Here is a 22,520-nt window from a genome sequence, read left to right as displayed (position 1 = left end):
AAGACCTGCCCCAGGTTGTCGCGCAACCGGATCGCCAACGATCCCTTCGGGAAGGCCGCACGAGCCACCCGCCGCGTCAATTCCGGGACCTCTCCGCCCGACCACGACTCCAGCGACATCACAACACCACCGCCAACGAACCCGAGACTCCTCTCCACCCTCCCGCACCCGCACCCGACACGTGGGGGGGATTTGAGAGATCAGCAACGGGGTCCTAAAGTCCAGGGATTCCGGCCTGGGTCGTCTGACCCTTCCGGGGGCTTCCTGCTTCACCGCGCTGTGCGGGCACGTGTGCCCGTCTTACCGGCGCTCCACGGGCGTTTAGCGTCTCCGCCCGTCCGGCGGCGACGATACGGCGTCCTTCGAAGAGGACGTTGCGGGCTGCGTTGTGGTCGCGGTCGTGTACGGTGCCGCACGCGCCGCACGCCCACTCCCGGACGTGGAGGGGTTTCGGGCCGTCCCGGAATCCGCAGGCCGAGCAGACCTGAGAGGAAGGGAAGGCCCGGTCCACCTTGGCGAAGGTGCGGCCGTGCTTGACCGCCTTGTACTCCAGCATGCCGACGAACGCGGACCATCCCGCGTCGTGCACGGACTTGGCGAGCCGGGTACGGCCGAGGCCGGACACCGCGAGGTCTTCCACGTACACCGCTTGGTTGTCGCGAATGATCTGTGTGGATGCCTTGTGGTGGAAGTCCCGCCGCCGGTCCGCCACGCGGGCGTGCTGGCGTGCGACCTTGATGCGGGCCTCGGCCCGGTTCTTCGATCCCTTGGCCTTGCGGGACAGCTCCCGCTGAAGGCGCCTGAGCTTCTTCTCCGCCCGGCGCAGGAAGCGCGGGCTGTTGATCTTGCTGCCGTCCGAGAGGACGGCGAAGGCGGACAGGCCGAGGTCGATACCGGTTTCGGTCTCCGCCCCGGCGAGGATGTCCGGCTCGGTGTCCACGACGAAGCTGAGGAAGTACCGGCCGGAGCTGTCCTTGGTGATGGTCAGGGACGTGGGTGCGGCCGGAAGCCGGCGGGACCACTTGACCTTGAGGTTGCCGACCTTGGCCACGGACACCGTACCGTCGCCCTGGAGGCAGAAGGCGTTGGTGTTGAGGCGGATCGACTGCCGGGTGTCCTTCTTCGACTTGTACCGGGGCGGCCCGACCTTGCGGCCCTGCCGCTTGCCCAGAAGCGAGTCGAAGAAGTTCTTGTAGGCGGTATCGAGGTCTCGCAGGGACTGTTGCAGGACGACCGCCGATACGTCGGCGAGCCAGGCGCGTTCCTCGGTGCGCTTGGCCTGGGTGATGCGGAGCCGGGACAGCTCGGCCGACTTCACGTACGGCATCCCCGCCGCGCGTGCTTCCTTGCGGTCGCGCAGGCAGTCGTTCCACACCACGCGGGCGCACCCGAACGCCCTCGCCAGCGCACGGCGCTGGGAGGCGTCCGGGTAGGCCCGGTAGTTGTAGCGGAGCTGCATGAGCAGGATCCTACTACGATTGGTCTCATGGATGGAGGGAACGACTACAGGCGCGGCAGACACGTGGTTTCGGCGATGCACGTACATTTGGTCTTTGTGACGAAGTACCGGCGCGGAGTGTTCAACGACGAGATGCTGACGCGCTGCGAAGAGATCATGCGCAAGGTGTGCGAGGACTTCGAAGCGGAGCTGAAGGAGTTCAACGGCGAACGCGATCACGTCCACCTCCTGGTGCACTACCCGCCGAAGGTCGCCGTCTCCAAGCTGGTCAACAGCCTCAAGGGCGTCTCCGCCCGCCGGATACGGCAGGAGTTCACCGGCAGGATCAACCGCGCCATCATGCACGGACACCTGTGGTCGCCCTCGTACTTCTCCGCGTCGTGCGGCGGAGCGCCGTTGGCGATCGTCCGTCAGTACATCGAGCAGCAAAAACGTCCGCCCTGAAGTGCACGTCAGAGCAGCCTTGAGATGCATTCATCCCCGGCGTGAACGCCGGGGCTTCCTGCAAGGAACCCGGTAACAGGTCTTTCCCGCCTTGGCGTTGACTTCCATTACCGGCGGTACGGATGATCCAGCGCATGGCGACTGACGCAGGCAACCCGATCCCCCGCTTCCCGGCCGGCTTCCTCTGGGGCGTCTCCACCTCCGCGCACCAGATCGAGGGCGCGGCGGACACACGCGAGCCGTCCGTGTGGGACGCCTTCACGGCCGAGCGGGGGCGAGTGAAGGACGGCTCGACGGCGGCGGTGGCCTGCGACCACTACCACCGCCACCACGAGGACGTGAAGCTCCTGTCGGACCTGGGCGTGAACGCCTACCGCTTCTCCGTCTCCTGGCCGCGGGTGCGCTCCGAGAAGGGCCTCGACTTCTACGACCGGCTGGTGGACGACCTGTGCGCGGCCGGCGTCCGCCCGGTGCCGACGCTGTTCCACTGGGACCTGCCGGTCGACCTCGACTGGCTCGACCGGGACACGGCCGCGCGCTTCGCCGAGTACGTCTCCCTGGTCGCCGGCCGCCTCGGTGACCGGGTCTCCCGGTGGATCACCCTCAACGAGCCCGCCGAGCACACCCTGCTCGGGCATGCCCTGGGCGTGCACGCGCCGGGCAGGCGGCTGCTGTTCGACGCGCTGCCGGTCGCCCACCACCAACTTCTGGCCCACGGCCTGGCCGTACGGGCGCTGCGCGCCTCGGGCGCCACGGACATCGGCATCGCCAACTCGCACGGCCCGACCTGGGCGGCCTCGGCCGGGACGGCGGACGTGGAGGCTGCCGACTTCTACGACCTGCTACTGAACCGCCTGTTCGCCGACCCGCTGCTGCTCGGCCGCTACCCCGACGGCATCGGGGAGCTGATGCCCGGCGACGTCGAGGCCGACCTCAAGGTGATCGCCGAGCCCCTCGACTGGTACGGCGTCAACTACTACGCCCCGACCAGGGTGGGCGCTCCGCAGGGCGCGGAGATCGAGTTCGGCGGGGTCAGCATGCCCGCCGAACTCCCCTTCTCGGTGCGGGAGATCGAGGGCCGCCCGGTCACGGACTTCGGCTGGCCGGTGGTGCCCGAGGGCCTCACCGAGCTCCTCACCACCTTCCGCGACCGCTACGGCGACCGCCTCCCGCCCGTCGTCATCACCGAGAACGGCTGCTCATACCCGGGCGTCGACGACCAGGACCGCATCGCCTACCTGGACGGCCACCTCCGCGCCCTGCACCAGGCACTGGAGGCGGGTGTCGACGTGCGCGGCTACTTCGTCTGGTCCCTGCTGGACAACTTCGAGTGGGCGGAGGGCTACGCCCGCCGCTTCGGTCTGGTCCACGTCGACTTCGAGACACAGCGGCGGACCCCGAAGGCCTCCTACCGCTGGTACCGGGACATGCTGGGGTCGCAGCGGCCCACGGCTTGACGCCGGCCCCGGTCCAGAGGCCGGCCTCGGTCCAGAGGCCGGCCTCGGCGTCCGCGTCCGTGTGCGGGCGAGCCCGGCGACGGCCTCACGGCGCGGCGCGGAACCTCAGAAGCCCAGCTTGCGCAACTGCTTCGGGTCGCGCTGCCAGTCCTTGGCCACCTTCACATGCAGATCCAGGAACACCGGGGTTCCGAGCAGGGCCTCGATCTGCTTGCGGGACTTGATGCCGACCTCCTTCAGGCGCTTGCCCTTGGGGCCGATGATGATGCCCTTCTGGCTGGGGCGCTCGATGTAGACGAAGGCGTGGATGTCGAGGAGGGGCTTGTCGGCGGGGCGGTCCTCGCGGGGGAGCATCTCCTCGACGACCACGGCGATGGAGTGCGGAAGCTCGTCGCGGACGCCCTCCAGCGCGGCCTCCCGGATCAGCTCCGCGATCATGACCTGCTCGGGCTCGTCCGTCAGGTCGCCCTCGGGGTAGAGCGGCGGGCCCTCCGGCAGGAGCGGGACGATCAGGTCGGCCAGCAGGTTCACCTGCTTGTCGCCGACCGCCGACACCGGGACGATCTCCGCCCACTCGAAGCCGAGCTCCTTGCCGAGCTGGTCGATCGCGATGAGCTGCTCGGCCAGCGTCTTGCCGTCCACCAGGTCGGTCTTGGTGACGATGGCGATCTTCGGCGTCTTGCGGATGGACGCCAGCTCCTTGGCGATGAAGCGGTCACCGGGGCCGAGCTTCTCGTTCGCCGGCAGGCAGAAGCCGATCACGTCCACCTCGGCCCACGTCGTGCGCACCACGTCGTTCAGCCGCTCGCCCAGCAGCGTGCGCGGCTTGTGCAGACCCGGGGTGTCGACCAGGATCAGCTGCGCGTCGGGGCGGTGCACGATGCCCCGCACGGTGTGCCGCGTCGTCTGCGGCTGGTTCGCCGTGATCGCCACCTTCTGGCCGACCAGAGCATTCGTGAGGGTGGACTTGCCCGCGTTGGGACGGCCCACGAAGCAGGCGAAGCCGGCGCGGTGGACGGACTCGCCCGACTCTTCGGATGACTGCATACGAACGCTCATGCCGCCCATTCTCCCTGATCCACGAGGCCCCTCCGCACAGCGCCCCGTGCGCCCCGGGTACGCGATGACCGGCGGACCCGGGGGCCTCCTCCACGGCGGCCGCGGCGGACGCGTTCGGACGTACGGCATCGGCATCTGCAGGCACGGCAGGGTGAGGGCACTGCCCGGGGACACGGTCGTGCGGGTGCGGACCGGCGAGCGAGGGCCGGCGAGCGCGGGCCGGACGCGCTGCAGGTCGCGCCCGGCCCGGCCGGGATCAGTCGAACACGAACGGGCCCGGTGACTGCGGCCCGGCCGCCGTGCAGGTGATGGTGATGCCGAAGACGGTCATCCGCAGCGAGCCGCCGAAGGCCTCCAGGCTGTCGCCGGAGGCCACGGTGCCGCTGAGGGGGCCGACCTCTACGGGGGCGCCGGCGGACATCGCCGGGTTCTCCGTGCCGGTGAAGTCGACGGTGGCGCCATCGGCCTTCACCAGGGTGAGCGTGGACGAGATCGAGTCCTCGCCGAGCGCGATCGGCGCGGTGATCGCCGAGGACTTGACGGTGAGCGTGGCGGCGGTGCCGTCCTGCGTGGCCGTGAGGGTGGCCTCGCCACTGCCGAATGCGCCGCAGTCGGCGCTGATCGTCGCCGTCTGCGGGGTGACGGCGAGGGCTGCGGGGGCGAAGACGAGCCCGGAGACCGCGAGGGCCCCGGCCGCCAGTGCCGCACCTGCTCCGATTCGCTTGCATCTCATGGGATTCCGGCTCCCTTTCGTGGTGGGGGGGGACCGCTCGGCAGGTGAGTGCGGGCACGCTGCGCGAGAGCCGAACCTGACGGTCCGTCGGAATGTACGGTTCCATTGATGCGCGTGGGGCAGGGGGCGGCAAGGTTGAAAACACGCCTAATTACCGGCGGTTACAGCGAAATCCAGCCTCGTCGGACCGGCTGGTCGGCGCCGACCAGCCCGCCGGGCGTCCGAGGGCGAGGCCGTTCCGGCCGATGGGGGCCGGGGCGCGGCCCCCGGAGGACTCAGCCCGCCGGGACCGTCAGCCGGACGACCCCGTCGAACCCCGCCACCAGCACCGGCGTCCCGGCGCCACCGAGATCCCGCACCGCCGCCAGGTCCTCGGCGGACGCGGTCTCCGCCTCCGTCACGACCGCCGCCGCCTCCAGCGACCGCGCGCCCGAGGCCACCGCCATCGCCACCGCTGTCCGCAGGGCGCTGAGCTTCAGGGAGTCGAGGGCCACGGTGGCCGCGACATAGGTACGTCCGGTCTCGTCCCGTACGGCCGCCCCCTCGGGCACGCCGTTGCGGGCCCGCGCGGAGCGGGCCAGGGTGACGATCTTGCGGTCCTCGGGGTCGAGCGCGCTGCTGTCGGTCATGATCCGAGCATACGGAAGGGTCACGGCCGGTCGAGGCGGAGGCGGTCGGCTCGCGGCAGGCCCGCGACGACCAGGTCGTAGGAGTCCTCGATGAGCTCCTTGACCTGCCGGTCCGGGAGGCCGCCGTCGGCCGTGACCGTGTTCCAGTGGCGCTTGTTCATGTGCCAGCCCGGGACGATCAGGCCCTCGTGCTCGCGGCGCAGGCGGATCGCGTCGTCCGGGTCGCACTTGAGGTTGACCTTCAGAGGCCGCGCGTCGAGGAACGACAGGGCGAACAGCTTCCCTCGCACCTTGAAGACCGAGACCTCCGGGCTGAACGGGAAGTCCTCTACCGCCGCGTTGAAGGACAGGCAGAACGCGCGCAACTCCTGCGGGGTCACTCCGGCTTCTCCCCCTCCGGCACATCCAGCGGATCCGGCGGGTCCACCGGCTCCGCCAGCACCGTCACGATCTTGTTCCGGCGGCCGGCCGCGGCCTCCGCGGTCAGGCGCAACTCCCGGCCGTCGGGGAGACCGACCACGGACGACGCCCCCGCGATGGGCACCCGGCCCAGTGCCTTGGCGAGCAGGCCGCCGACCGTCTCCACGTCCTCGTCGTCGAAGGCCTCCAGGCCGTACAGCTCACCCAGGTCGCCGATGTCGAGGCGGGACGTGACGCGGAAGCGGTCCTCGCCGAGGTCCTCCACCGGCGGCAGTTCGCGGTCGTACTCGTCGGTGATCTCGCCGACGATCTCCTCGAGGATGTCCTCGATGGTGACGATGCCGGCCGTGCCGCCGTACTCGTCGATGACGACGGCGACGTGGTTGCGTTCCTTCTGCATCTCGCGCAGCAGGTCGCCGGCGTTCTTGGTGTCGGGCACGAAGAACGCCGGGCGCATGGCCGTCGACACCTGCTCGGACTCGGCGTCGCGGTTGATGTGCGTCTTGCGGACCAGGTCCTTCAGATACACGATCCCGACGATGTCGTCCTCGCTCTCGCCGGTCACCGGGATGCGCGAGAAGCCCGAACGCAGGGCGAGGGTGAGGGCCTGGCGGATGGTCTTGAAACGCTCGATGACCACCAGGTCCGTGCGCGGGACCATGACCTCGCGGACGAGGGTGTCGCCCAGCTCGAAGACCGAGTGCACCATGCGGCGCTCCTCGTCCTCGATGAGGGACTCCTTCTCGGCGAGGTCGACCAGGGCGCGCAGCTCCGCCTCGGAGGCGAAGGGGCCGCGCCGGAAGCCCTTGCCGGGCGTGAGCGCGTTGCCGATGAGGATGAGCAGCGACGGGATCGGGCCCATGACCCGGGCCAGCGGCACCAGGACGTACGCCGAGACCGTGGCCGTGTTCATCGGATGCTGGCGGCCGATGGTGCGCGGGGAGACCCCGACGGCCACGTACGACACGAGGACCATGACCGCGATGGCGACCAGCAGCGCCTCGGTGGTGCCGTCGAACTCCTGCAGGCAGCCGTAGGTGATCAGCGCGGCGGCGGCCATCTCGCAGGCGACACGGACCAGCAGCGCCACGTTGAGGTAGCGGGTCGGGTCGGCGGCGACCTGGGAGAGCTTGGCGCTGCCGCGGCGGCCGGAGCGCAGGGCCTCCTCGGCGCGGAAGCTGGAGACGCGCGCGAGGCCCGCCTCCGCGCAGGCGGCGAGCCAGGCCGCGACGACCAGGGCGATCGCGCCCAGGGCGAGTTGCGGACTCATCGGCGGCGCTACGAGACCGTCGGCGCCGGGGACGGGCCGGTCAGGCCCCGCTCCGAGCGCCAGCCGTCCACGATGGCCGCCTGCAGGCCGAACATCTCCGCCTTCTCGTCCGGTTCCTCGTGGTCGTAGCCCAGCAGGTGCAGCACTCCGTGGACGGTGAGCAACTGGAGCTCCTCGTCCATGGAGTGCTGCGTGTCCGCTTCCTTGCCCTGCTTCTCGGCGACCTCGGGGCACAGCACGATGTCGCCGAGCAGCCCCTGCGGCGGCTCGTCCTCGTCCTTGGACGGCGGCCGCAGCTCGTCCATGGGGAAGGACATGACATCCGTCGGGCCCGGCAGGTCCATCCACTGGATGTGGAGCTGCTCCATGGCGGCGGCGTCCACGACGATCACCGACAGCTCGGAGAGCGGGTGGATGCGCATCCGCGCGAGGGCGTAGCGGGCGATGTCGAGGATCGCCTGCTCGTCGACCTCGGTTCCGGACTCGTTGTTGACGTCGATCGACATGGTGCGGTGCTTGTCTACTTCCCCTTGTGCCCGGACTTGCCGCGGCTCCTGTGCGCGCCGTTCTGGGTGCCGTGCGTGGTGTCGTACTTCTCGTACGCGTCGACGATACGGCCCACCAGCTTGTGCCGGACGACGTCCTGGGACGACAGCCGGGAGAAGTGGACGTCGTCGACGCCCTCCAGGATCTCCTGCACCTGCCGCAGACCGCTCTTCGTCCCGTCGGGGAGGTCGACCTGCGTCACGTCACCCGTGATCACGATCTTGGAGTCGAAGCCGAGGCGGGTGAGGAACATCTTCATCTGCTCGGGGCTGGTGTTCTGGGCCTCGTCCAGGATGATGAAGGCGTCATTAAGGGTACGACCCCTCATGTACGCCAGCGGCGCCACCTCGATCGTCCCGGCCGCCATCAGCCGCGGGATCGAGTCCGGGTCGAGCATGTCGTGCAGCGCGTCGTAGAGCGGGCGCAGGTACGGGTCGATCTTCTCGTAGAGCGTGCCCGGGAGGAATCCGAGCCGCTCTCCCGCCTCGACCGCCGGGCGGGTCAGGATGATGCGGTTGACCTGCTTCGACTGCAGGGCCTGCACCGCCTTGGCCATCGCCAGATAGGTCTTGCCGGTACCGGCCGGGCCGATACCGAAGACGATCGTGTGCTTGTCGATCGCGTCCACGTAGCGCTTCTGGTTGAGCGTCTTGGGGCGGATCGTGCGGCCCCGGGAGGACAGGATGTTCTGCGTGAGCACCTCGGCCGGGGTCTCGTGGCCGTCGCTCTCCCCGCTGTCGCTCGCCTTCAGCATGGCGATCGAGCGTTCCACCGCGTCCTCCGTCATCGGCTGCCCGGTGCGGAGCACCAGCATCATCTCGTCGAACACGCGCGAAATCAGGGCGACGTCCTTCGGGTCGCCCACCGCGCTGATCTCGTTGCCCCGGACGTGGATGTCGGCCGCCGGGAAGGCCTTCTCGATCACGCGCAGGAGGGAGTCGCCGGACCCCAGCACCGTCACCATGGGGTGCTGGGCGGGGACGGTGAGCTGCGCTCTCGCCTGCTCCTGCGCTGGGGTGTGAGCTGTGGGTGTCTGAGTCATGGGCCGGCGCTGAAGGCCTGCGGTTCCTCCTCGTCACGGCCGCGTAGCTGAGGGCGGCCTCGCGGTTCCCAGGGTACGACGGGGGAGTGACAACGCCGTAGGGGTTTTGGGGACGGGCTTGTCACCGGGGCCGTTCGGGGAGGCGATGCGATCACGCCGAGCGCCGGAACCCGATCGTCGGCACGGCCCGCCGCAACGGCCAGGGCCGCACCAGTTCCTCCGAAACCAGCCCCGCCAGGAACCCGTACCGCCGCAGCGCCGCCGGATCCTGCCTCTCCACCGACTGCACCCTGCGCCACCACGCGGCGATCTCCGACCACCCCGGTGCGGACAGCGACCCCCCGAACTCCTGCACCGACAGCGCCGCGGTCAGCCCGGCGAAGGCCAGCCGGTCCGCCAGCGGCCAGTCCGCCAGGGACCCGGCCACGAACCCGGCGACGAAGACGTCCCCCGCCCCGGTCGGGTCGAGCGCCTCGACCTCGATCGCGGGCACCTCCGCCGTCTCCCCCGTCCGCCGGTCCACCGCGTACGCCCCGTCCGCTCCGAGGGTGACCACGGCGAGCGGCACGTACGCGGTCAGCGCGTGCGCCGCCGCCCGCGGGCAGTCCGCGCCCGTGTACCGCATGGCCTCCTCCGCGTTCGGCAGGAACGCCTCGCAGTGCCGCAGGTCGGGCAGCGCCGCCAGGTCCCACGCCCCGGTGTCGTCCCAGCCGACGTCGCCGAAGACCCGGGCGCCCTTGCTCGCGGCCTGGGCGATCCAGGGCGCGCTCACGCCGGGTGCGAGGGAGGCGACGGCTGCACGCGCGCGGGGCGGGCACCGCGGGGCCGGTTCCTCGGGGGGCGGTTCATGGCCGTGCGAGACCATCGTGCGCTCCCCCTCGTAGGCCATGGAGACGGTCACCGGGGAGTGCCAGCCGGGCACCGTGCGCGAGGGGGAGAGGTCGATGCCCTCGCCGTGCTCCAGGACGTCCCAGCAGTAGTCGCCGTAGTGGTCGTCGCCGAAGGCCGCCGCGAGGGACGTACGCAGGCCGAGGCGGGCCAGCGCGGTCGCCATGTTGGCGACGCCGCCGGGGCTCGACCCCATCCCGCGGGCCCAGGACTCCGTCCCGCGTACCGGGGCGGAGTCGAGGCCGGTGAAGATGATGTCGAGGAAGACGGTGCCGGTGAGATAGACGTCCCAGAGCGGGTCGTCGGGTGCGCGCAGGGGGGCGAGAGGATCGACCTGGGTCTGGCGGTGCGATCCCTTTCCGGCCGGGCCCTTCCCTGCCGGGGCGGTGGACGCGATCACGATGCGCTCCCTGACGTGGTGCGGATCAGGCCAGTCTGCACCACATCACCGACAACGTGACGGCGATCACGTCGATCACGCCGGTCCCGCCCGGCCCGGCAGCTCGCGCCGGCCCCCGCGCGCCCCCTGTCCCGGCCGCCGGCCGCCGAGGCGGCGGGCGCTACCAGCGGGGCATCGCGGGCGTCACCCACCCCGGGTCGGTGATCCGCATGGCCGCCGCGTCGTCGCGGTCCCGCAGCGCGCCGTCGTCCTGGAGCCACCGCCGGTGCAGTGCGTCCAGCCGTTCGCGGTCGAGCCGCACGCCGAGCCCCGGCGCGTCGGACACGGTCACCTTGCCGCCCTCGAAGGTGAGCCGTTCGGTGAGGACGTCCTCCGACTGCCAGGGGTAGTGCGAGTCGCAGGCGTGGTGGAGGTCCGGCACGGTGGCCGCCACATGGGTCATCGCGGCGAGCGAGATGCCCAGGTGCGTGTTGGAGTGCATCGACACGGCGACGCCGAAGGCGCGGCATGTGGCGGCGAGCTGCTGGGTGTTGCGCAGGCCGCCCCAGTAGTGGTGGTCGGACAGCACGACCTGGACGGCGTCCCGGGTGAACGCCTCCTTGATCTCGGCGAAGGTCGTCACGCACATGTTGGTGGCGAGCGGCACGCCGGACTTGGCGGCGACCTCGGCCATGGCGGGGGTGCCGAGGGTGGGGTCCTCCAGGTATTCGAGGACGTCCCCGAGCTCTTCGGCCACACGCAGCGAGGTCCCGACCGACCAGGCGCCGTTGGGGTCCAGCCGCAGCGGATGCCCCGGGAAGGCCTCGGCGAGCGCGCGTACGGCCGCGATCTCCTCGTCGGGCGGGAAGACACCCCCCTTGAGCTTGAAGGAGGTGAAGCCGTACCGCTGCGTGAACCGGCGGGCCTGCTCCACCACCCCCGCCGGGTCGACGGCGGCGCCCCAGTCGTCCGTCTCGGCCGGCACGCCCTCGGGGTGGCCGGCCCACTTGTAGAACAGGTACGCGCTGTACTCGACGGCGTCGCGCACCTTGCCGCCGAGCAGCGCGTGCACGGGCAGTCCGAGTGCCTTGCCGAGGGCGTCGAGGCAGGCGACCTCGAACCCGGAGACGACGGACAGCCGCAGCTTCTCGGCGGTCTGGACGCCGCGCAGCCCGCCCACGTCGACGGCGTTCTCGACCCGGGAGGCGTCCACCGCGACCTGGTCCGCGATCGTGAACAGTCCGTTCAGGTCGCTGACCTGGCGGCCCTTCAGCCGTTCGGCGAAGGGCCGGGCCAGCTCCAGGTACTTGGTGTCGCCGTAGGTCTCCCCCACGCCCGTGGTCCCGTCCGCCGTGACGACCTCGACGATCAGCCGGGGCGTGTACGGCTGGTGCACGCCCTGGGTGTTCAGCAGCGGCGGGTCCGCGACCAGGATCGGCGTCAGCCGTACGTCGGTGATGGCGAGGTTCACGGGGCGGCTCCCACGAGGTCGAGTCCGGTGGTGAGGAGGGTGAGGTCGTCGCGGAGGCCGGTCTGCGGCGACGCCGGGGCGGCGCCCGTCACGCCCTCCCGCAGCCGCCGCGCGGCCGCCACCGGTCCAGCGCTCACGGCCATCTCCCGATGTGGACAGCATTTACGTATGAGAATGGAGGTTGAGTATGCGAACGTCAACCGCGCGACCGGCCTGATTACCATCGACCCGGCTCCCGGTCCGGTCCGTACGCGGTCGCATCCCGACGAGGCCCGCGCGAAGGCCGGGGCCACGGTTCCGGCGGGTGCCGGGCCGGTGCGCCGGCGATAGCGACGGAGCGCACTGGCGGTGGCGGAAACGGCCCAAACGCTTGGCAAAGGGCGCTCATTTACCCGGGCTTCACCGCCCCAAACCCAACGTGCTCCACATCACACCCTCCCGGTTCACGTGCCGGACTGCTTGCTTGATACAAATTGCCCGCGCGTTCCTGTCCGTCGACGGTCGTCGCCCTCTCCCCTTTCTCCCCCGCTCCTTTCGCATGCCCTGGGAACGCCCGTGCTCGCCCCCCGCACCACCCCCTGGCCCCTCGTCGCCCTTTTCACGGCCGGGTACCTCGCTCCGTATCTGCTGCCGACCACCGTCGGCCGGCTCGACTCGGACCTTCCGCTCTCCGCCACGCAGGCCGGTGCCGTCGGCAGTGCCCTGCTGCTGAGTTCGGCCGCCGCCGGATTCGCCCTGGCCTCCCGGGTCGAACGGATCGGGGCCCGCACCCTCGCCCGCCTCGGTCTCGCCCTGGCCCTCCTGGGCTACGGCGGCGCAGCTCTGACCACCGCCGTCCCGGCCGTCGTCGCCGGCGCGGTCGTCGGCGGGTTCGGTTCCGGTACGGCCACCACCGTCGCCGCCACCCTCATCGCCGCTCAGCGGGACCCACACCGGGCCTCCACCGCGGGACTGCTCAGCGTCTCCGCCCTCGCGGGCCTGGTGTATCTGACGGTGCCGCACCTCGGCCCGGGGCACGGTCTGCCCCTGGGGGCGATCGCCCTCACGGCCCTGGCCGTGTGGCCGCTGACCGGCCGGCTCCCCGTCGGCACGCCCCCCGCCCCCACACGGCAGCGCATGTCCCGGCTGCCACACGCCCGTTCGGGGCTGGTGCTGGCCGCCGCCATGGTGTGCTGGTCGCTCGCGCAGAACTCGCTGTGGGGCGTGAGCGGCCGGATCGGGCTGGAGCAGGCGGGTCTCGGCGAGGCCACCGTCGGTGCCGTCTTCGCCGTGGCGCTGGGCGCCGGACTGGCCGGCGTTCTGGCGGCCGGCGCCCTCGGGGCCCGGCTCGGACGCGCGGTGCCGATCGGCGCGGGCACCGTCCTCATAGCCGGCTGCATCGTCCTCAGCGCCTCCGCGAGGGGCCTCGGGAGCTTCGCGGCCGGGGAGATCGCCTGGAACACGCTGTACCCGGTGGTGCTGTCGTACCTGATCGGGCTCGCCGCCTCGCTCGACCCGCGCGGCCGCTGGGCGGTGCTGGTCGGCTCGGCGTCCTCGCTGGGCACCGCCGCCGGGCCGCTGACCGGCAGCGTGCTGTCGGCACAGGCCGGGTTCCCGGTCATGGGCGCGGTCCTCGGCGCCGGGCTGCTGGTGATCTCCGTGCCGATGACCGCCGTCGCGCTGCACACCGGCGGGCGGGCGCTGCTGCCCGGCGCGATCCGCCGCCGCGGCGGCCACCCGGCCGCCCTGGTCGCCGCGACCACGGGCACGCCCACCGGCGCGGTCCCCGAGATCGGCGCCCCGGAGCAGCCGGTGGTGGAGATCCCCGTGGAGGCCCCGGCCGTGCCCGCCCGGCACGCCTACGGCAAGGCGGGGTCCGAGGCCCTCTGAGCGCGGTCCGGAGGGGGATGCCTCCGGCCTGTCCGAAGGCGTACCGCTCCGGGCTATCCGAAGCTGTACGCCTCCACCTCGGCCAGGTACCGCGCCCGCAGTTCCTCGTCGTCCTCCAGGAAGGAGGCGAGGAAGGAGTTGCGGGCGAGCTCGCGCAGCCGCTCCTCGCTCAGGCCGAGGGTGTCGCGCACGGCGTCGAAGTTGTCACCGGCGTAGCCGCCGAAGTAGGCCGGGTCGTCGGAGTTGACCGTGCACAGGAGGCCGGCGTCGAGCAGGGCGGGCAGGGGATGGTCGGCGAGGGTGTCGACCGTGCGCAGCCGGACGTTGGACAGCGGGCAGAGCGTCAGCGGCACCCGGTCCCGCACCAGCCGCTCCACCAGCGCCGGGTCCTCCACACAGCGCAGCCCGTGGTCGACCCGCTCGACGCCGAGCAGGTCCAGCGCCTCGGTGATGTACTCGGGCGGGCCCTCCTCGCCCGCGTGGGCGACCCGCCTGAGGCCGAGCGCGGCGGCGGTCTCGTAGACCTCGCGGAACTTCACCGGCGGATGCCCGACCTCGGCCGAGTCGAGTCCCACGCCGGTGATCCGGTCCAGGTACGGCCTGGCCGCGTCCAGCGTGGCGAGGGCCGACTCGGCGGACTCGTCGCGAAGGAAGCAGAGGATGAGCCGGGTCGAGACACCGTGGTTCGCCTCGCTGTTCCCCAGGGCGCGCCACAGTCCCTCGACGACCGTGCCGAGGTCCAGACCACGGCCGGTGTGGGCCTGCGGGTCGAAGAAGATCTCCGCGTGCCGCACGCCCTGCGCGGCGGCGCGGGCCAGGTAGGCGTTGGCCAGGTCCTCGAAGTCCCGCTCGGTGCGCAGGACGGCCATGAGCTCGTAGTACAGGTTCAGGAAGGACTGAAGGTCCTCGAAGCGGTAGGCCTCGCGCAGTTCGTCCGTGCCGGCGTACGGCAGCGTGACACCGTTGCGTGCGGCGAACTCGAAGGCGAGTTCCGGCTCCAGGGTGCCTTCGATGTGAAGGTGCAGTTCGGCTTTGGGGAGGGACATCAATTCATCGTACGGCCGTTTCACCGACGCTTCGGAACCGGCACTCTCAGTAGGTCGTGCGCCACGGTCAGCTCACCGTCGTACCCGGCGGCCCGGGCCTGACGCTCGAACTCTCCCCCGGACTCCGTCCGGGAGGTGCCCCCAGGGTCGCTGTAGCGCTGGCTGAAGTGGGTGAGCACGAGGTGCCGCACCCCGCCGTCCCGGGCCACCCGGGCGGCCTGCCCCACTGTCAGATGCCCGTGCTCGACGGCGAGTTCCTCGTCCTCGTCGAGGAAGGTCGACTCGATGACGAGCAGGTCGCAGCCCTCGGCCAGCGCGTACACGCCGTCGCACAGCCGGGTGTCCATGACGAACGCGAACCGCTGCCCGCGCCGCACCTCGCTGACGTCCTCCAGCGAGACCCCGCCGAGTGATCCCTCGCGCTGGATCCGGCCGACGTCCGGTCCCTTGATGCCGTGCCCGGCGAGCCGCTCGGGCAGCATGCGCCGGCCGTCGGGCTCGACGATCCGGTAGCCGTACGACTCCACCGGGTGCGACAGCCGCCGCGCCTCCAACAGGTAGGCGCCGGTACCGGCGAGGGGCCCGTCGGCGTCGACCGGACCCTCGGTGATCCCTACGGTCTCGCGGTAGGCGGTGGCGTAGCGGAGCCGGTTGAAGAAGCGCTGCCCGGAGCGGGGGTAGTGGGCGGTAATCCGGTGCGGGACCCGGTCGAGGTTGATGCGCTGGATCACGCCGGCGAGGCCCAGGCAGTGGTCGCCGTGGAAATGCGTGACGCAGATCCGGTTCAGGTCGTGCGCGGCGACCCCGGCGCGCAGCATCTGGCGCTGCGTGCCCTCGCCGGGGTCGAAGAGGATGCCCTCGCCGTCCCAGCGCAGCAGGTAGCCGTTGTGGTTGCGGTGCCGGGTCGGGACCTGGCTGGCGGTGCCGAGGACCACGAGTTCACGTACGGACACGGCGGATTACCCCGGAGGCCAGTCGAGGCCGCGGCCGCCGAGCACGTGGCCGTGCACGTGCCAGACCGTCTGGCCGGCGCCGCTGCCAGTGTTGAACACGAGGCGGTAGCTGTCCAGTTTCTCCTGGTCGGCGACGGCCTGGGCCTCGCGGAGCACGTCCGCGGTGAGGGCCGGGTCTGCGGCGGCGAGTGCGGCGGCGTTCTCGTGGTGCGCCTTGGGGATGACCAGGACGTGGGTGGGTGCCTGGGGGTTGATGTCGCGGAACGCGACGGTGGTGTCCGTCTCGCGGATGATCGTCGCCGGGATGGTGCCCGCGACGATCTTGCAGAACAGGCAGTCGTCCTGGGATTCCCCTGCCATGGTCCCTCCGGGGGGTGTGGCCGAACGTGGTCCTGGTCGGGCATCGTATCGTCGTCGGGCGCGGGCGCGTTGGGGCTGGTCGCGCCCACGCGGCCGAGCCGCACACCGATTCCGCTGCGTGCCCCTCAGGCAGGCGGACTCGGGGGCGTTTTCGCCGGTACGGCCTCCAGGCTCTCCAGTGCCAGCCGGATCGCCTCGTCCAGTGGGGCGTCCCTGCCCGCCGCGTGGTCCTGCGGGCGCTGCACGACCTCCACGTCGGGATCCACCCCGTGGTTCTCCACGCCCCACTCGTAGCCCTCCAGCCAGAAGGCGTACTTGGGCTGGGTGACGAGGGTGCCGTCCACCAGGCGGTAGCGGCTGTCGATGCCGATGACGCCGCCCCAGGTGCGGGTGCCGACGACCGGGCCGAGGCCCAGGGCCTTGATCGCGGCGTTGACGATGTCGCCGTCGGAGCCGGAGAACTCGTTGGCGACGGCCACGACGGGGCCGCGGGGGGCGTCCTCGGGGTAGCTGTAGGGGCGCATGCCGCGGGGGACGGCCCAGCCGACGATGCGGCGGGCGAGTTTCTCCACGACGAGCTGGGAGGTGTGGCCGCCGCGGTTCTCTCGGACGTCGACGACCAGGCCCTCGCGGGCGACCTCGACGCGCAGGTCGCGGTGGATCTGGGCCCAGCCGGGGGCCTGCATGTCGGGGACGTGCAGATAGCCGAGCCGGCCGCCGGACTTCTCGTGGACGTAGGCACGCCGGTCGGCGACCCAGGCGTGGTAGCGCAGCGGCTCCTCGTCGGCGACCGGGACGACGACGGCGTGCCGGGGGTCCCCGCCGCCGGACGGGGAGATGGTCAGCTCCACCGGCTTGTTCGCCGTGCCGATCAGCAGCGGGCCGGGGCCGGTGACGGGGTCGACGGGCTGCCCGGCGACCGCGAGGACGGCGTCCCCGGGGCGTACCGCGACACCGGGCGCGGCCAGCGGGCTGCGGGCGTCCGGGTCGGAGGTCTCGGAGGGCAGGATGCGGTCGACGCGCCAGCTGCCGTCCTCGTGCCGGGAGATGTCGGCGCCGAGCAGGCCCTGGCGGGGGCCGCCGCCGCGGCCGCCGCGCGGGGTGACGTAGGCGTGCGAGGTGCCCAGTTCGCCCTGGACCTCCCACAGCAGGTCGACGAGGTCGTCGTGGGTGGCGAGCCGCTCCACGACCGGGCGGTAGCGGTCGAGGACGCCGTCCCAGTCGACGCCGCTCATGTCCGGCCGCCAGAAGTGGTCCCGCATGATGCGGCCGTTCTCGTCGAACATCTGCCGCCACTCGGCGGCCGGGTCGATGAACTGGCGTACGCGGCCGAGGTCGACGGAGATGTTGGAGTCGCTGTCGTCGTCGCTCGAGGCGCGCCGGTCGCTGGGGACGACCTTCAGCCGTCCGTCGGTCCACAGCAGCACCCGCTTGCCGTCGCCGCTGACCTCGAAGTGGTCGGCGTCCAATGCGAGATGTTCGACGCGCTGCTGGGCGAGGTCGTAGCGCTCCAGCTCGGACTTGGGGTCGGGGCCGTCCGGGGTGGCCCGGGACGCGCCGAGCACCCCGGCGACCGGGTGGCGCAGCCACAGGACGCCGTCCTTGGCGGCGCGCAGGTTGGAGTAGCGGGCGGCCTCGACCGGGAAGGGCACGATGCGGTCGGCGAGGCCTTCGAGGTCGATGCGGGTGGTGGGGGTGCCCTCGCTGTCGGGGGTCTCCTCCCGGTCGGGCGTCTCGAAGGACCGGCCGTGCCGCTGCGGGCCGAACGGGGACGGGGTGGTGGCCGCGAGGGTGATCAGGTGCGGCCGGGCGCCCTCCACGAAGGCCAGGTCGAAGACGTGCTCGTCGTAGACCGGGTCGAAGGAGCGGGTCGACAGGAACGCGAGGTGCTTGCCGTCCACCGTGAACGCGGGCGCGTAGTCCTGGAAGCGCAGCGGGGTCGCCTCGGTGACCGACAGGTCGGTGGTGTTGGCGAGCTTCAGCTGGCACAGGGGCCGCGGGCCGGGGTGGGACCAGGCGAGCCAGGACGAGTCGGGGGAGAAGACGAGCCCCGACACGTCGCCGTCCGCGCTGCGGTCGACCTCCCGTACCTCGCCGGACTCCCGCTCCACGAGCAGCAGGCGCCCGTCGTGGCAGGCCACGGCGGCACGGCTGCCGTCGGGTGCCATGGCGAGGTCCAGCACCCGGCCGAGCTGCCCGGCGGCGAGCCGGCGCGGCGTCGACCCCGGGGCGAGGCCGGTGGCGGGCGCGAACTCCAGGGCGTCGTCGCCCTCGGCGTCCGTCACCCACACCACCCACTCCTCGCCGTCCGTGCGGAACGCCCGCGGCAGCCGCGCCCGGACGCCGGGCGTCGCGGCCAGCGCGCGGGCCGGGCCGGAGCGGTGGGTGACCCAGTGGACGGAGCCGCGCACGCAGACGGCACTGCCGCGCGCGGTGTGGTCCGGGGACGCCGACCCGAACCACCGGGAGGCGTTCACCGTGAACGGCTGGAGATCGACGCGCTGACCGCCGAGCCGCACGTCGATGCGGCGCGGTTCGGCCCCGTCCAGGTCGTCGAGCATCCACAGCTCACCGGCGCTGGAGTAGACGACACGGGTGCCGTCGGTGGCGGCGTGCCGGGCGTAGAAGGAGTCGAGGGGCGTGTGCCGCCGCAGGTCGGATCCGTCGGCGAGGGAGGAGTAGAGCGCGCCGGTGCCCTCGTGGTCGGAGAGGAAGGCGACCCTCCCCCAAGTTCTCGGCTCCGCTCGAACAGGGGGGACCCCCATCCCCACCCACAGCGGGTACTCGATGTTGCCGTCGAGGTCCTCGTGCAGCCGCACGAACTCCCCGTTGTCCTCGGGGTCGATCCACAACTTGCCCGCCGTACCGCCGCGGTACCGCTTCCACCAGGCGGCCTCGCGTCCCATCGGCGCGGACAGCAGCACCGTGTGCGGGCCGTAGGCGATGTCGCCGACGGGACCGTACGGCAGGGTGGTGGCCGGGCCTCCGTCGAGCGGTACGGCACGGGCCCAGGTGCGGCGCAGGCTCGCCTGCCCCTGGGTGCTGATCGCCAGGACCTCGCCGTCCGGGGTCCAGCCGCGCACCTGGGTCTTCAGGCTGCCCCAGTAGGTCAGCCGCTTGGCGGGGCCGCCGTCGACCGGGGCGATGTACACCTCGGGGGCGCCGTCGCGGGTGGACGTCCAGGCGACGGTGGTGCCGTCGGGCGAGACGCGGGGCTGGGTCACCGGCATGTTGTCGGCGCTGACCCGCCAGGCCCGGCCGCCGTCGAGCGGGGCGAGCCACACGTCGTCCTCGGCGGTGAAGGCGACCAGGTCGCCGTGCACATGGGGGAACCGGAGGTAAGCAGGCGATGTCACCCGATCACCCTATGCAGGGACGACGCCGCGCGGACAGGGTTCGGATCACTTGCCCTCTACGGGACGGCAGTCCGGGTAGCGGTCACACCAGATGGTCTGCGTGACGGTCACCGTGACGGTGGGCCCGGGCTGCCCGTTCGGGGGCTCGCCCACGGGGGGCGGGCTGGTGCGGTCGCAGTCGCCGAGCCCGTCGACCCGGAACCAGACCTTGCCGTCCACCTTGGCGGTGATGTTCCCGCGTACACAGGCGCCGTTCACCGCGTGGGTGACCTTGCCGGTGACGGTGATGTCCTTGTCGTCCTTCGTCTCGCCCTCGCAGTCGACGGTCGCGACGGTCTTCTCGTCCGCCGAGGGCGTCGGCTTCCCGCCGTTGCCGTAGGAGGCCGTGCACGTCAGCCAGCGCACGCCCGCCTTCTGCCGGTTGAGCTCCTTGGTAACGGTCTCGTCGGTGGTGTACGCGACGGACGCGGAACTGATGCTGCCGGGCTCGCACGCGACGGCGCCACCCACCGCGACCACCGCGAACGCCGCCGCCACAGCGGCCCGCCGGCTGCGCGCGCCCCGCCAAACCCTCCTCAAAGCCCCCATGGAGGGCAGCCTGCCACTGACGGGCACGGCGCGGTAGGGCGCAAAGGCGTCATCCGCGCAGCGGCCATCACTCCTGAAGCTCCACCAAGTTCCCCTCGGGGTCCGTGAGATGGGCGGCCCGCACGCGGTCCGTCATCGGCACCGGCCCGTGCGGGACCGTCCCGCCGCGCGGCGCGGTCCCCGCGGGGCCCACGGCGGGGCATCTCGTACGGTCCCCGCACACCGCCTGGACTGCGGCTTGCGGCCGAGGACTTCACTGCGGAAGCGGCAACAGGCGGCGACACCGGTCAGGTCACGAGCGGTCGTACCGGTGCGAGTTCCGCGGTGCCTCCGGAGAGGTCAGGACCAGCGGCCGGTGCGAGCCAGGAGGACGGCCGCGGCCGCCGTCCCGGCCGTCGAGGTGCGCAGCACACTGCGCCCGAGGCGGTACGCCTTCGCCCCCGCCTCCTCGAACAGCGCCAGCTCCTCCGGCGCCACGCCCCCTTCGGGCCCCACGACCAGGACGATGTCCCCGGCCGGCGGCAGTTCCGCCGTCGCCAGCGGCGTGTCCCCGCTCTCGTGCAGCACGGCGGCGAACTCCGCCCCCGCCAGCAGCGCGGCGACCTGCTTGGTCGTGGCCGCCTCGGCGACCTCGGGGAACCGCACCCGGCGCGACTGCTTCCCGGCCTCCCGGGCCGTCGCCCGCCACTTGCCCAGCGCCTTCGCCCCGCGCTCGCCCTTCCACTGGGTGATGCAGCGCGCCGCCGCCCACGGCACGATCGCGTCGACGCCGGTCTCGGTCATGGTCTCGACGGCCAGCTCGCCCCGGTCGCCCTTGGGCAGCGCCTGTACGACGGTGACCCGCGGCTGCTCCGGCGGCTCCTCGCGCACCGAGTCCAGCTGGACGATCAGCCGGTCCTTGCCCTCCGTGTCGAGCACCACGCAGTCCGCCCAGCGCCCGGCCCCGTCCGTGAGGACGACGTCCTCGCCGGCCCGCAGCCGCTTCACGGAGACGGCGTGCCGCCCCTCCGGCCCGTCGAGCACGTACCGTCCGCCCCGGCCGGCGTCGAAGTGCCCGACCACGAACACCGGCGCGGTCACCGAGCGCCCCCGCCGGCCAGCGCCGCACGGGCCGCGGTGAGTTCACCCGCCAGCACCTCCACCAGCTGCCCGGCGGGCATCTCCCGCGCCATCCGGTGCCCCTGCCCGGCCCACAGCGCCATCCCCTGCGCGTCCCCGGCCTTGGCGGCGGCCTTGCGCAGCGGCGAGGTGAGGTGGTGGATCTCGGGGTACGCGGCGGGCGCGTACGGTCCGTGCTCGCGCAGGAACCGGTTGACGAGGCCGCGCGCCGGCCGGCCCGAGAACGCCCGGGTCAACTCCGTCCGTACGAAGAGGGGGTTGGTCAGCGCCTGCTTGTGCAGGGCGTGCGCACCCGACTCGTGCGTGGCGAGGAAGGCGGTGCCGAGCTGGGCCGCGCTGGCGCCGGCCGCGAGCACGCCGGCAATCTGGCCGCCGCGCATGATGCCGCCCGCGGCGATGATCGGGATGCTGACGGCTTCGCGTACCTGGGCGACCAGCGACAGCAGCCCGAGGCCGGAACCGTCCGTCTCGGGGACGTCCCGGTGCGTGCCCTGGTGGCCGCCGGCCTCCATGCCCTGCGCGATGACCGCGTCGGCACCGGCCCGCTCGACGGCCCGGGCCTCGTCGGGGGTGGTCGCGGCGGCCAGGACGAACGTGCCGGCCCGGTGCAGGGTGTCGATCACCTCACGGTCCGGCACGCCGAAGTGGAACGACACCACCGGCACGGGGTTGTCCCGCAGCACCACGAGCTTGGCCTCAAAACCGTCGTCGCGTCCGCTGTCGGGATCGCCCAGCTCGGCCTCGTACCAGGTGGCCTCGCCGGCCAGCTGGTGGGCGTAGACGTCGACGGCGGCGGCAAAGGGGAGCGCGGCGCCGGCCGCTCCGGTGGAGCCGGTGCTCGCACCGGGGTACTCCGGCTGCGGCATGAAGACGTTGACGCCGAAGGGCCTGCCGGTGAGGCTCCTGAGCTGCTTGATCTCCTGGTACATCCCGTCGGCGGTCTTGTACCCGGCGGCGAGGAAGCCGAGCCCGCCCGCCTCGCAGACGGCGGCGGCGAGCTGTGGCACGGAGACGCCGCCCGCCATGGGGGCCTGCACGATCGGGAGCGGGAAGAGATCGGTCAGCGCGGAGGACATGACCGCATGTTGTCACGTCCTCCGAACGAGCCCGAAACCGGCCTGCCGCTTGGCATAGACCAGAGGAGCAGGCCCCTCCGGTCGGCCGAGGGGCCCCGCTCAGCGCCCGATGAGGGCGTCCTTCAACCGCGAGAACAACCCTTGTCCCCCGGGCCGACTGTGCCTACCCGGGGGACAACCCCCGGACCCCCGGCAACCCCCGACCACCCGCGTCAGCGACCGTTGAAAGCATCCTTCAACCGCGAGAACAACCCTTGCCGCCCGGGCCGACTGTGCCTACCCGGGGGACAACCCCCGGACCCCCGGCAACCCCCGACCACCCGCGTCAGCGACCGTTGAAAGCATCCTTCAACCGC

General features: G+C 72.1%; 21 protein-coding genes. 3 read left to right on the top strand and 18 right to left on the bottom strand.

The annotated features are described in order from the left end of the window. Positions 1–214: 214 nt before the first annotated feature. Positions 215–1,459: an RNA-guided endonuclease InsQ/TnpB family protein gene (locus ACZ5TL_RS38560; RefSeq protein ID WP_468595441.1), complete on the bottom strand. Its 1,245-nt coding sequence runs from the start codon at positions 1,457–1,459 to the stop codon at positions 215–217. A 27-nt stretch (positions 1,460–1,486) separates the two neighbouring features. Here ACZ5TL_RS38560 and tnpA point away from each other — a divergent pair, with 27 nt between their 5' ends. Both tnpA and ACZ5TL_RS38550 read left to right on the top strand, forming a co-directional pair. Beyond that, positions 1,487–1,903 carry an IS200/IS605 family transposase gene (gene tnpA, locus ACZ5TL_RS38555; RefSeq protein WP_468595440.1) on the top strand — a complete coding sequence of 139 codons (417 nt, stop codon included), beginning with the start codon at positions 1,487–1,489 and terminating at the stop codon, positions 1,901–1,903. A 134-nt stretch (positions 1,904–2,037) separates the two neighbouring features. After that, positions 2,038–3,360: a GH1 family beta-glucosidase gene (locus ACZ5TL_RS38550; protein WP_468595439.1), complete on the top strand. Its 1,323-nt coding sequence runs from the start codon at positions 2,038–2,040 to the stop codon at positions 3,358–3,360. A gap of 105 nt (positions 3,361–3,465) precedes the next feature. Here ACZ5TL_RS38550 and era read toward each other — a convergent pair whose 3' ends face one another. The 10 genes from era to ACZ5TL_RS38500 form a co-directional block, all read right to left on the bottom strand. Next, positions 3,466–4,428, bottom strand: a complete 963-nt coding sequence (gene era, locus ACZ5TL_RS38545; RefSeq protein ID WP_468595438.1) for a GTPase Era — start codon at positions 4,426–4,428, stop codon at positions 3,466–3,468. Between the two features lie 247 nt (positions 4,429–4,675). Further along, the gene (locus ACZ5TL_RS38540) at positions 4,676–5,152 is read right to left on the bottom strand and encodes a hypothetical protein (protein ID WP_468595437.1); all 477 of its coding nucleotides are present in this window, start codon (positions 5,150–5,152) and stop codon (positions 4,676–4,678) included. Between the two features lie 275 nt (positions 5,153–5,427). After that, positions 5,428–5,781 (bottom strand): cytidine deaminase, encoded by a 354-nt coding sequence (locus ACZ5TL_RS38535; RefSeq protein WP_468595436.1) that lies wholly within the window; start codon positions 5,779–5,781, stop codon positions 5,428–5,430. Positions 5,782–5,801: 20 nt separating this feature from the next. Then, positions 5,802–6,161, bottom strand: a complete 360-nt coding sequence (locus tag ACZ5TL_RS38530; protein ID WP_468595435.1) for an MmcQ/YjbR family DNA-binding protein — start codon at positions 6,159–6,161, stop codon at positions 5,802–5,804. Next, complete coding sequence (locus ACZ5TL_RS38525; protein ID WP_468595434.1) at positions 6,158–7,471, bottom strand: hemolysin family protein; 1,314 nt, start codon at positions 7,469–7,471, stop codon at positions 6,158–6,160. The genes ACZ5TL_RS38530 and ACZ5TL_RS38525 overlap by 4 nt, the downstream gene beginning before the upstream one ends. A gap of 8 nt (positions 7,472–7,479) precedes the next feature. Then, positions 7,480–7,977, bottom strand: a complete 498-nt coding sequence (gene ybeY / locus ACZ5TL_RS38520) for an rRNA maturation RNase YbeY (RefSeq protein WP_468595433.1) — start codon at positions 7,975–7,977, stop codon at positions 7,480–7,482. 14 nt (positions 7,978–7,991) lie between these two features. Beyond that, positions 7,992–9,059 carry a PhoH family protein gene (locus tag ACZ5TL_RS38515; RefSeq protein ID WP_468595432.1) on the bottom strand — a complete coding sequence of 356 codons (1,068 nt, stop codon included), beginning with the start codon at positions 9,057–9,059 and terminating at the stop codon, positions 7,992–7,994. 151 nt (positions 9,060–9,210) lie between these two features. Next, a complete protein-coding gene (locus tag ACZ5TL_RS38510; RefSeq protein WP_468595431.1) occupies positions 9,211–10,347 on the bottom strand; it encodes a carbohydrate kinase family protein in 1,137 nt (378 codons plus the stop codon). A gap of 160 nt (positions 10,348–10,507) precedes the next feature. Next, entirely contained in the window at positions 10,508–11,797 is a 1,290-nt protein-coding gene (locus ACZ5TL_RS38505; RefSeq protein ID WP_468595430.1) for a glucarate dehydratase family protein, read from the bottom strand. Further along, a complete protein-coding gene (locus ACZ5TL_RS38500) occupies positions 11,794–11,934 on the bottom strand; it encodes a hypothetical protein (protein ID WP_468595429.1) in 141 nt (46 codons plus the stop codon). The genes ACZ5TL_RS38505 and ACZ5TL_RS38500 overlap by 4 nt, the downstream gene beginning before the upstream one ends. A gap of 418 nt (positions 11,935–12,352) precedes the next feature. Here ACZ5TL_RS38500 and ACZ5TL_RS38495 point away from each other — a divergent pair, with 418 nt between their 5' ends. After that, positions 12,353–13,666 carry an MFS transporter gene (locus ACZ5TL_RS38495; RefSeq protein ID WP_468595428.1) on the top strand — a complete coding sequence of 438 codons (1,314 nt, stop codon included), beginning with the start codon at positions 12,353–12,355 and terminating at the stop codon, positions 13,664–13,666. A gap of 53 nt (positions 13,667–13,719) precedes the next feature. On the opposite strand, the gene ACZ5TL_RS38490 is transcribed toward ACZ5TL_RS38495, so the two are convergent. From ACZ5TL_RS38490 to ACZ5TL_RS38460, 7 genes are all read right to left on the bottom strand, one after another. Beyond that, the gene (locus tag ACZ5TL_RS38490) at positions 13,720–14,712 is read right to left on the bottom strand and encodes an adenosine deaminase (protein ID WP_468595427.1); all 993 of its coding nucleotides are present in this window, start codon (positions 14,710–14,712) and stop codon (positions 13,720–13,722) included. Between the two features lie 20 nt (positions 14,713–14,732). Continuing rightward, on the bottom strand, positions 14,733–15,665 hold the full coding sequence (locus ACZ5TL_RS38485) for a ribonuclease Z (protein ID WP_468595426.1): 933 nt from the start codon (positions 15,663–15,665) through the stop codon (positions 14,733–14,735). A gap of 6 nt (positions 15,666–15,671) precedes the next feature. Further along, the gene (locus tag ACZ5TL_RS38480) at positions 15,672–16,025 is read right to left on the bottom strand and encodes a histidine triad nucleotide-binding protein (RefSeq protein ID WP_468595425.1); all 354 of its coding nucleotides are present in this window, start codon (positions 16,023–16,025) and stop codon (positions 15,672–15,674) included. A 125-nt stretch (positions 16,026–16,150) separates the two neighbouring features. After that, on the bottom strand, positions 16,151–19,381 hold the full coding sequence (locus ACZ5TL_RS38475; RefSeq protein WP_468595424.1) for a S41 family peptidase: 3,231 nt from the start codon (positions 19,379–19,381) through the stop codon (positions 16,151–16,153). A gap of 45 nt (positions 19,382–19,426) precedes the next feature. Further along, positions 19,427–19,969 (bottom strand): hypothetical protein, encoded by a 543-nt coding sequence (locus tag ACZ5TL_RS38470; RefSeq protein WP_468595423.1) that lies wholly within the window; start codon positions 19,967–19,969, stop codon positions 19,427–19,429. Positions 19,970–20,308: 339 nt separating this feature from the next. Then, the gene (locus ACZ5TL_RS38465; RefSeq protein WP_468595422.1) at positions 20,309–21,049 is read right to left on the bottom strand and encodes a 16S rRNA (uracil(1498)-N(3))-methyltransferase; all 741 of its coding nucleotides are present in this window, start codon (positions 21,047–21,049) and stop codon (positions 20,309–20,311) included. Next, positions 21,046–22,164: a nitronate monooxygenase gene (locus ACZ5TL_RS38460; protein ID WP_468595421.1), complete on the bottom strand. Its 1,119-nt coding sequence runs from the start codon at positions 22,162–22,164 to the stop codon at positions 21,046–21,048. The genes ACZ5TL_RS38465 and ACZ5TL_RS38460 overlap by 4 nt, the downstream gene beginning before the upstream one ends. Between the last annotated feature and the right edge of the window lie 356 nt (positions 22,165–22,520).

Source organism: Streptomyces sp. NPDC033136, assembly GCF_055578235.1.
The sequence above is the reverse complement of the archived record's forward strand: the minus strand, read 5'-3'. Positions and strand labels throughout refer to the sequence as shown.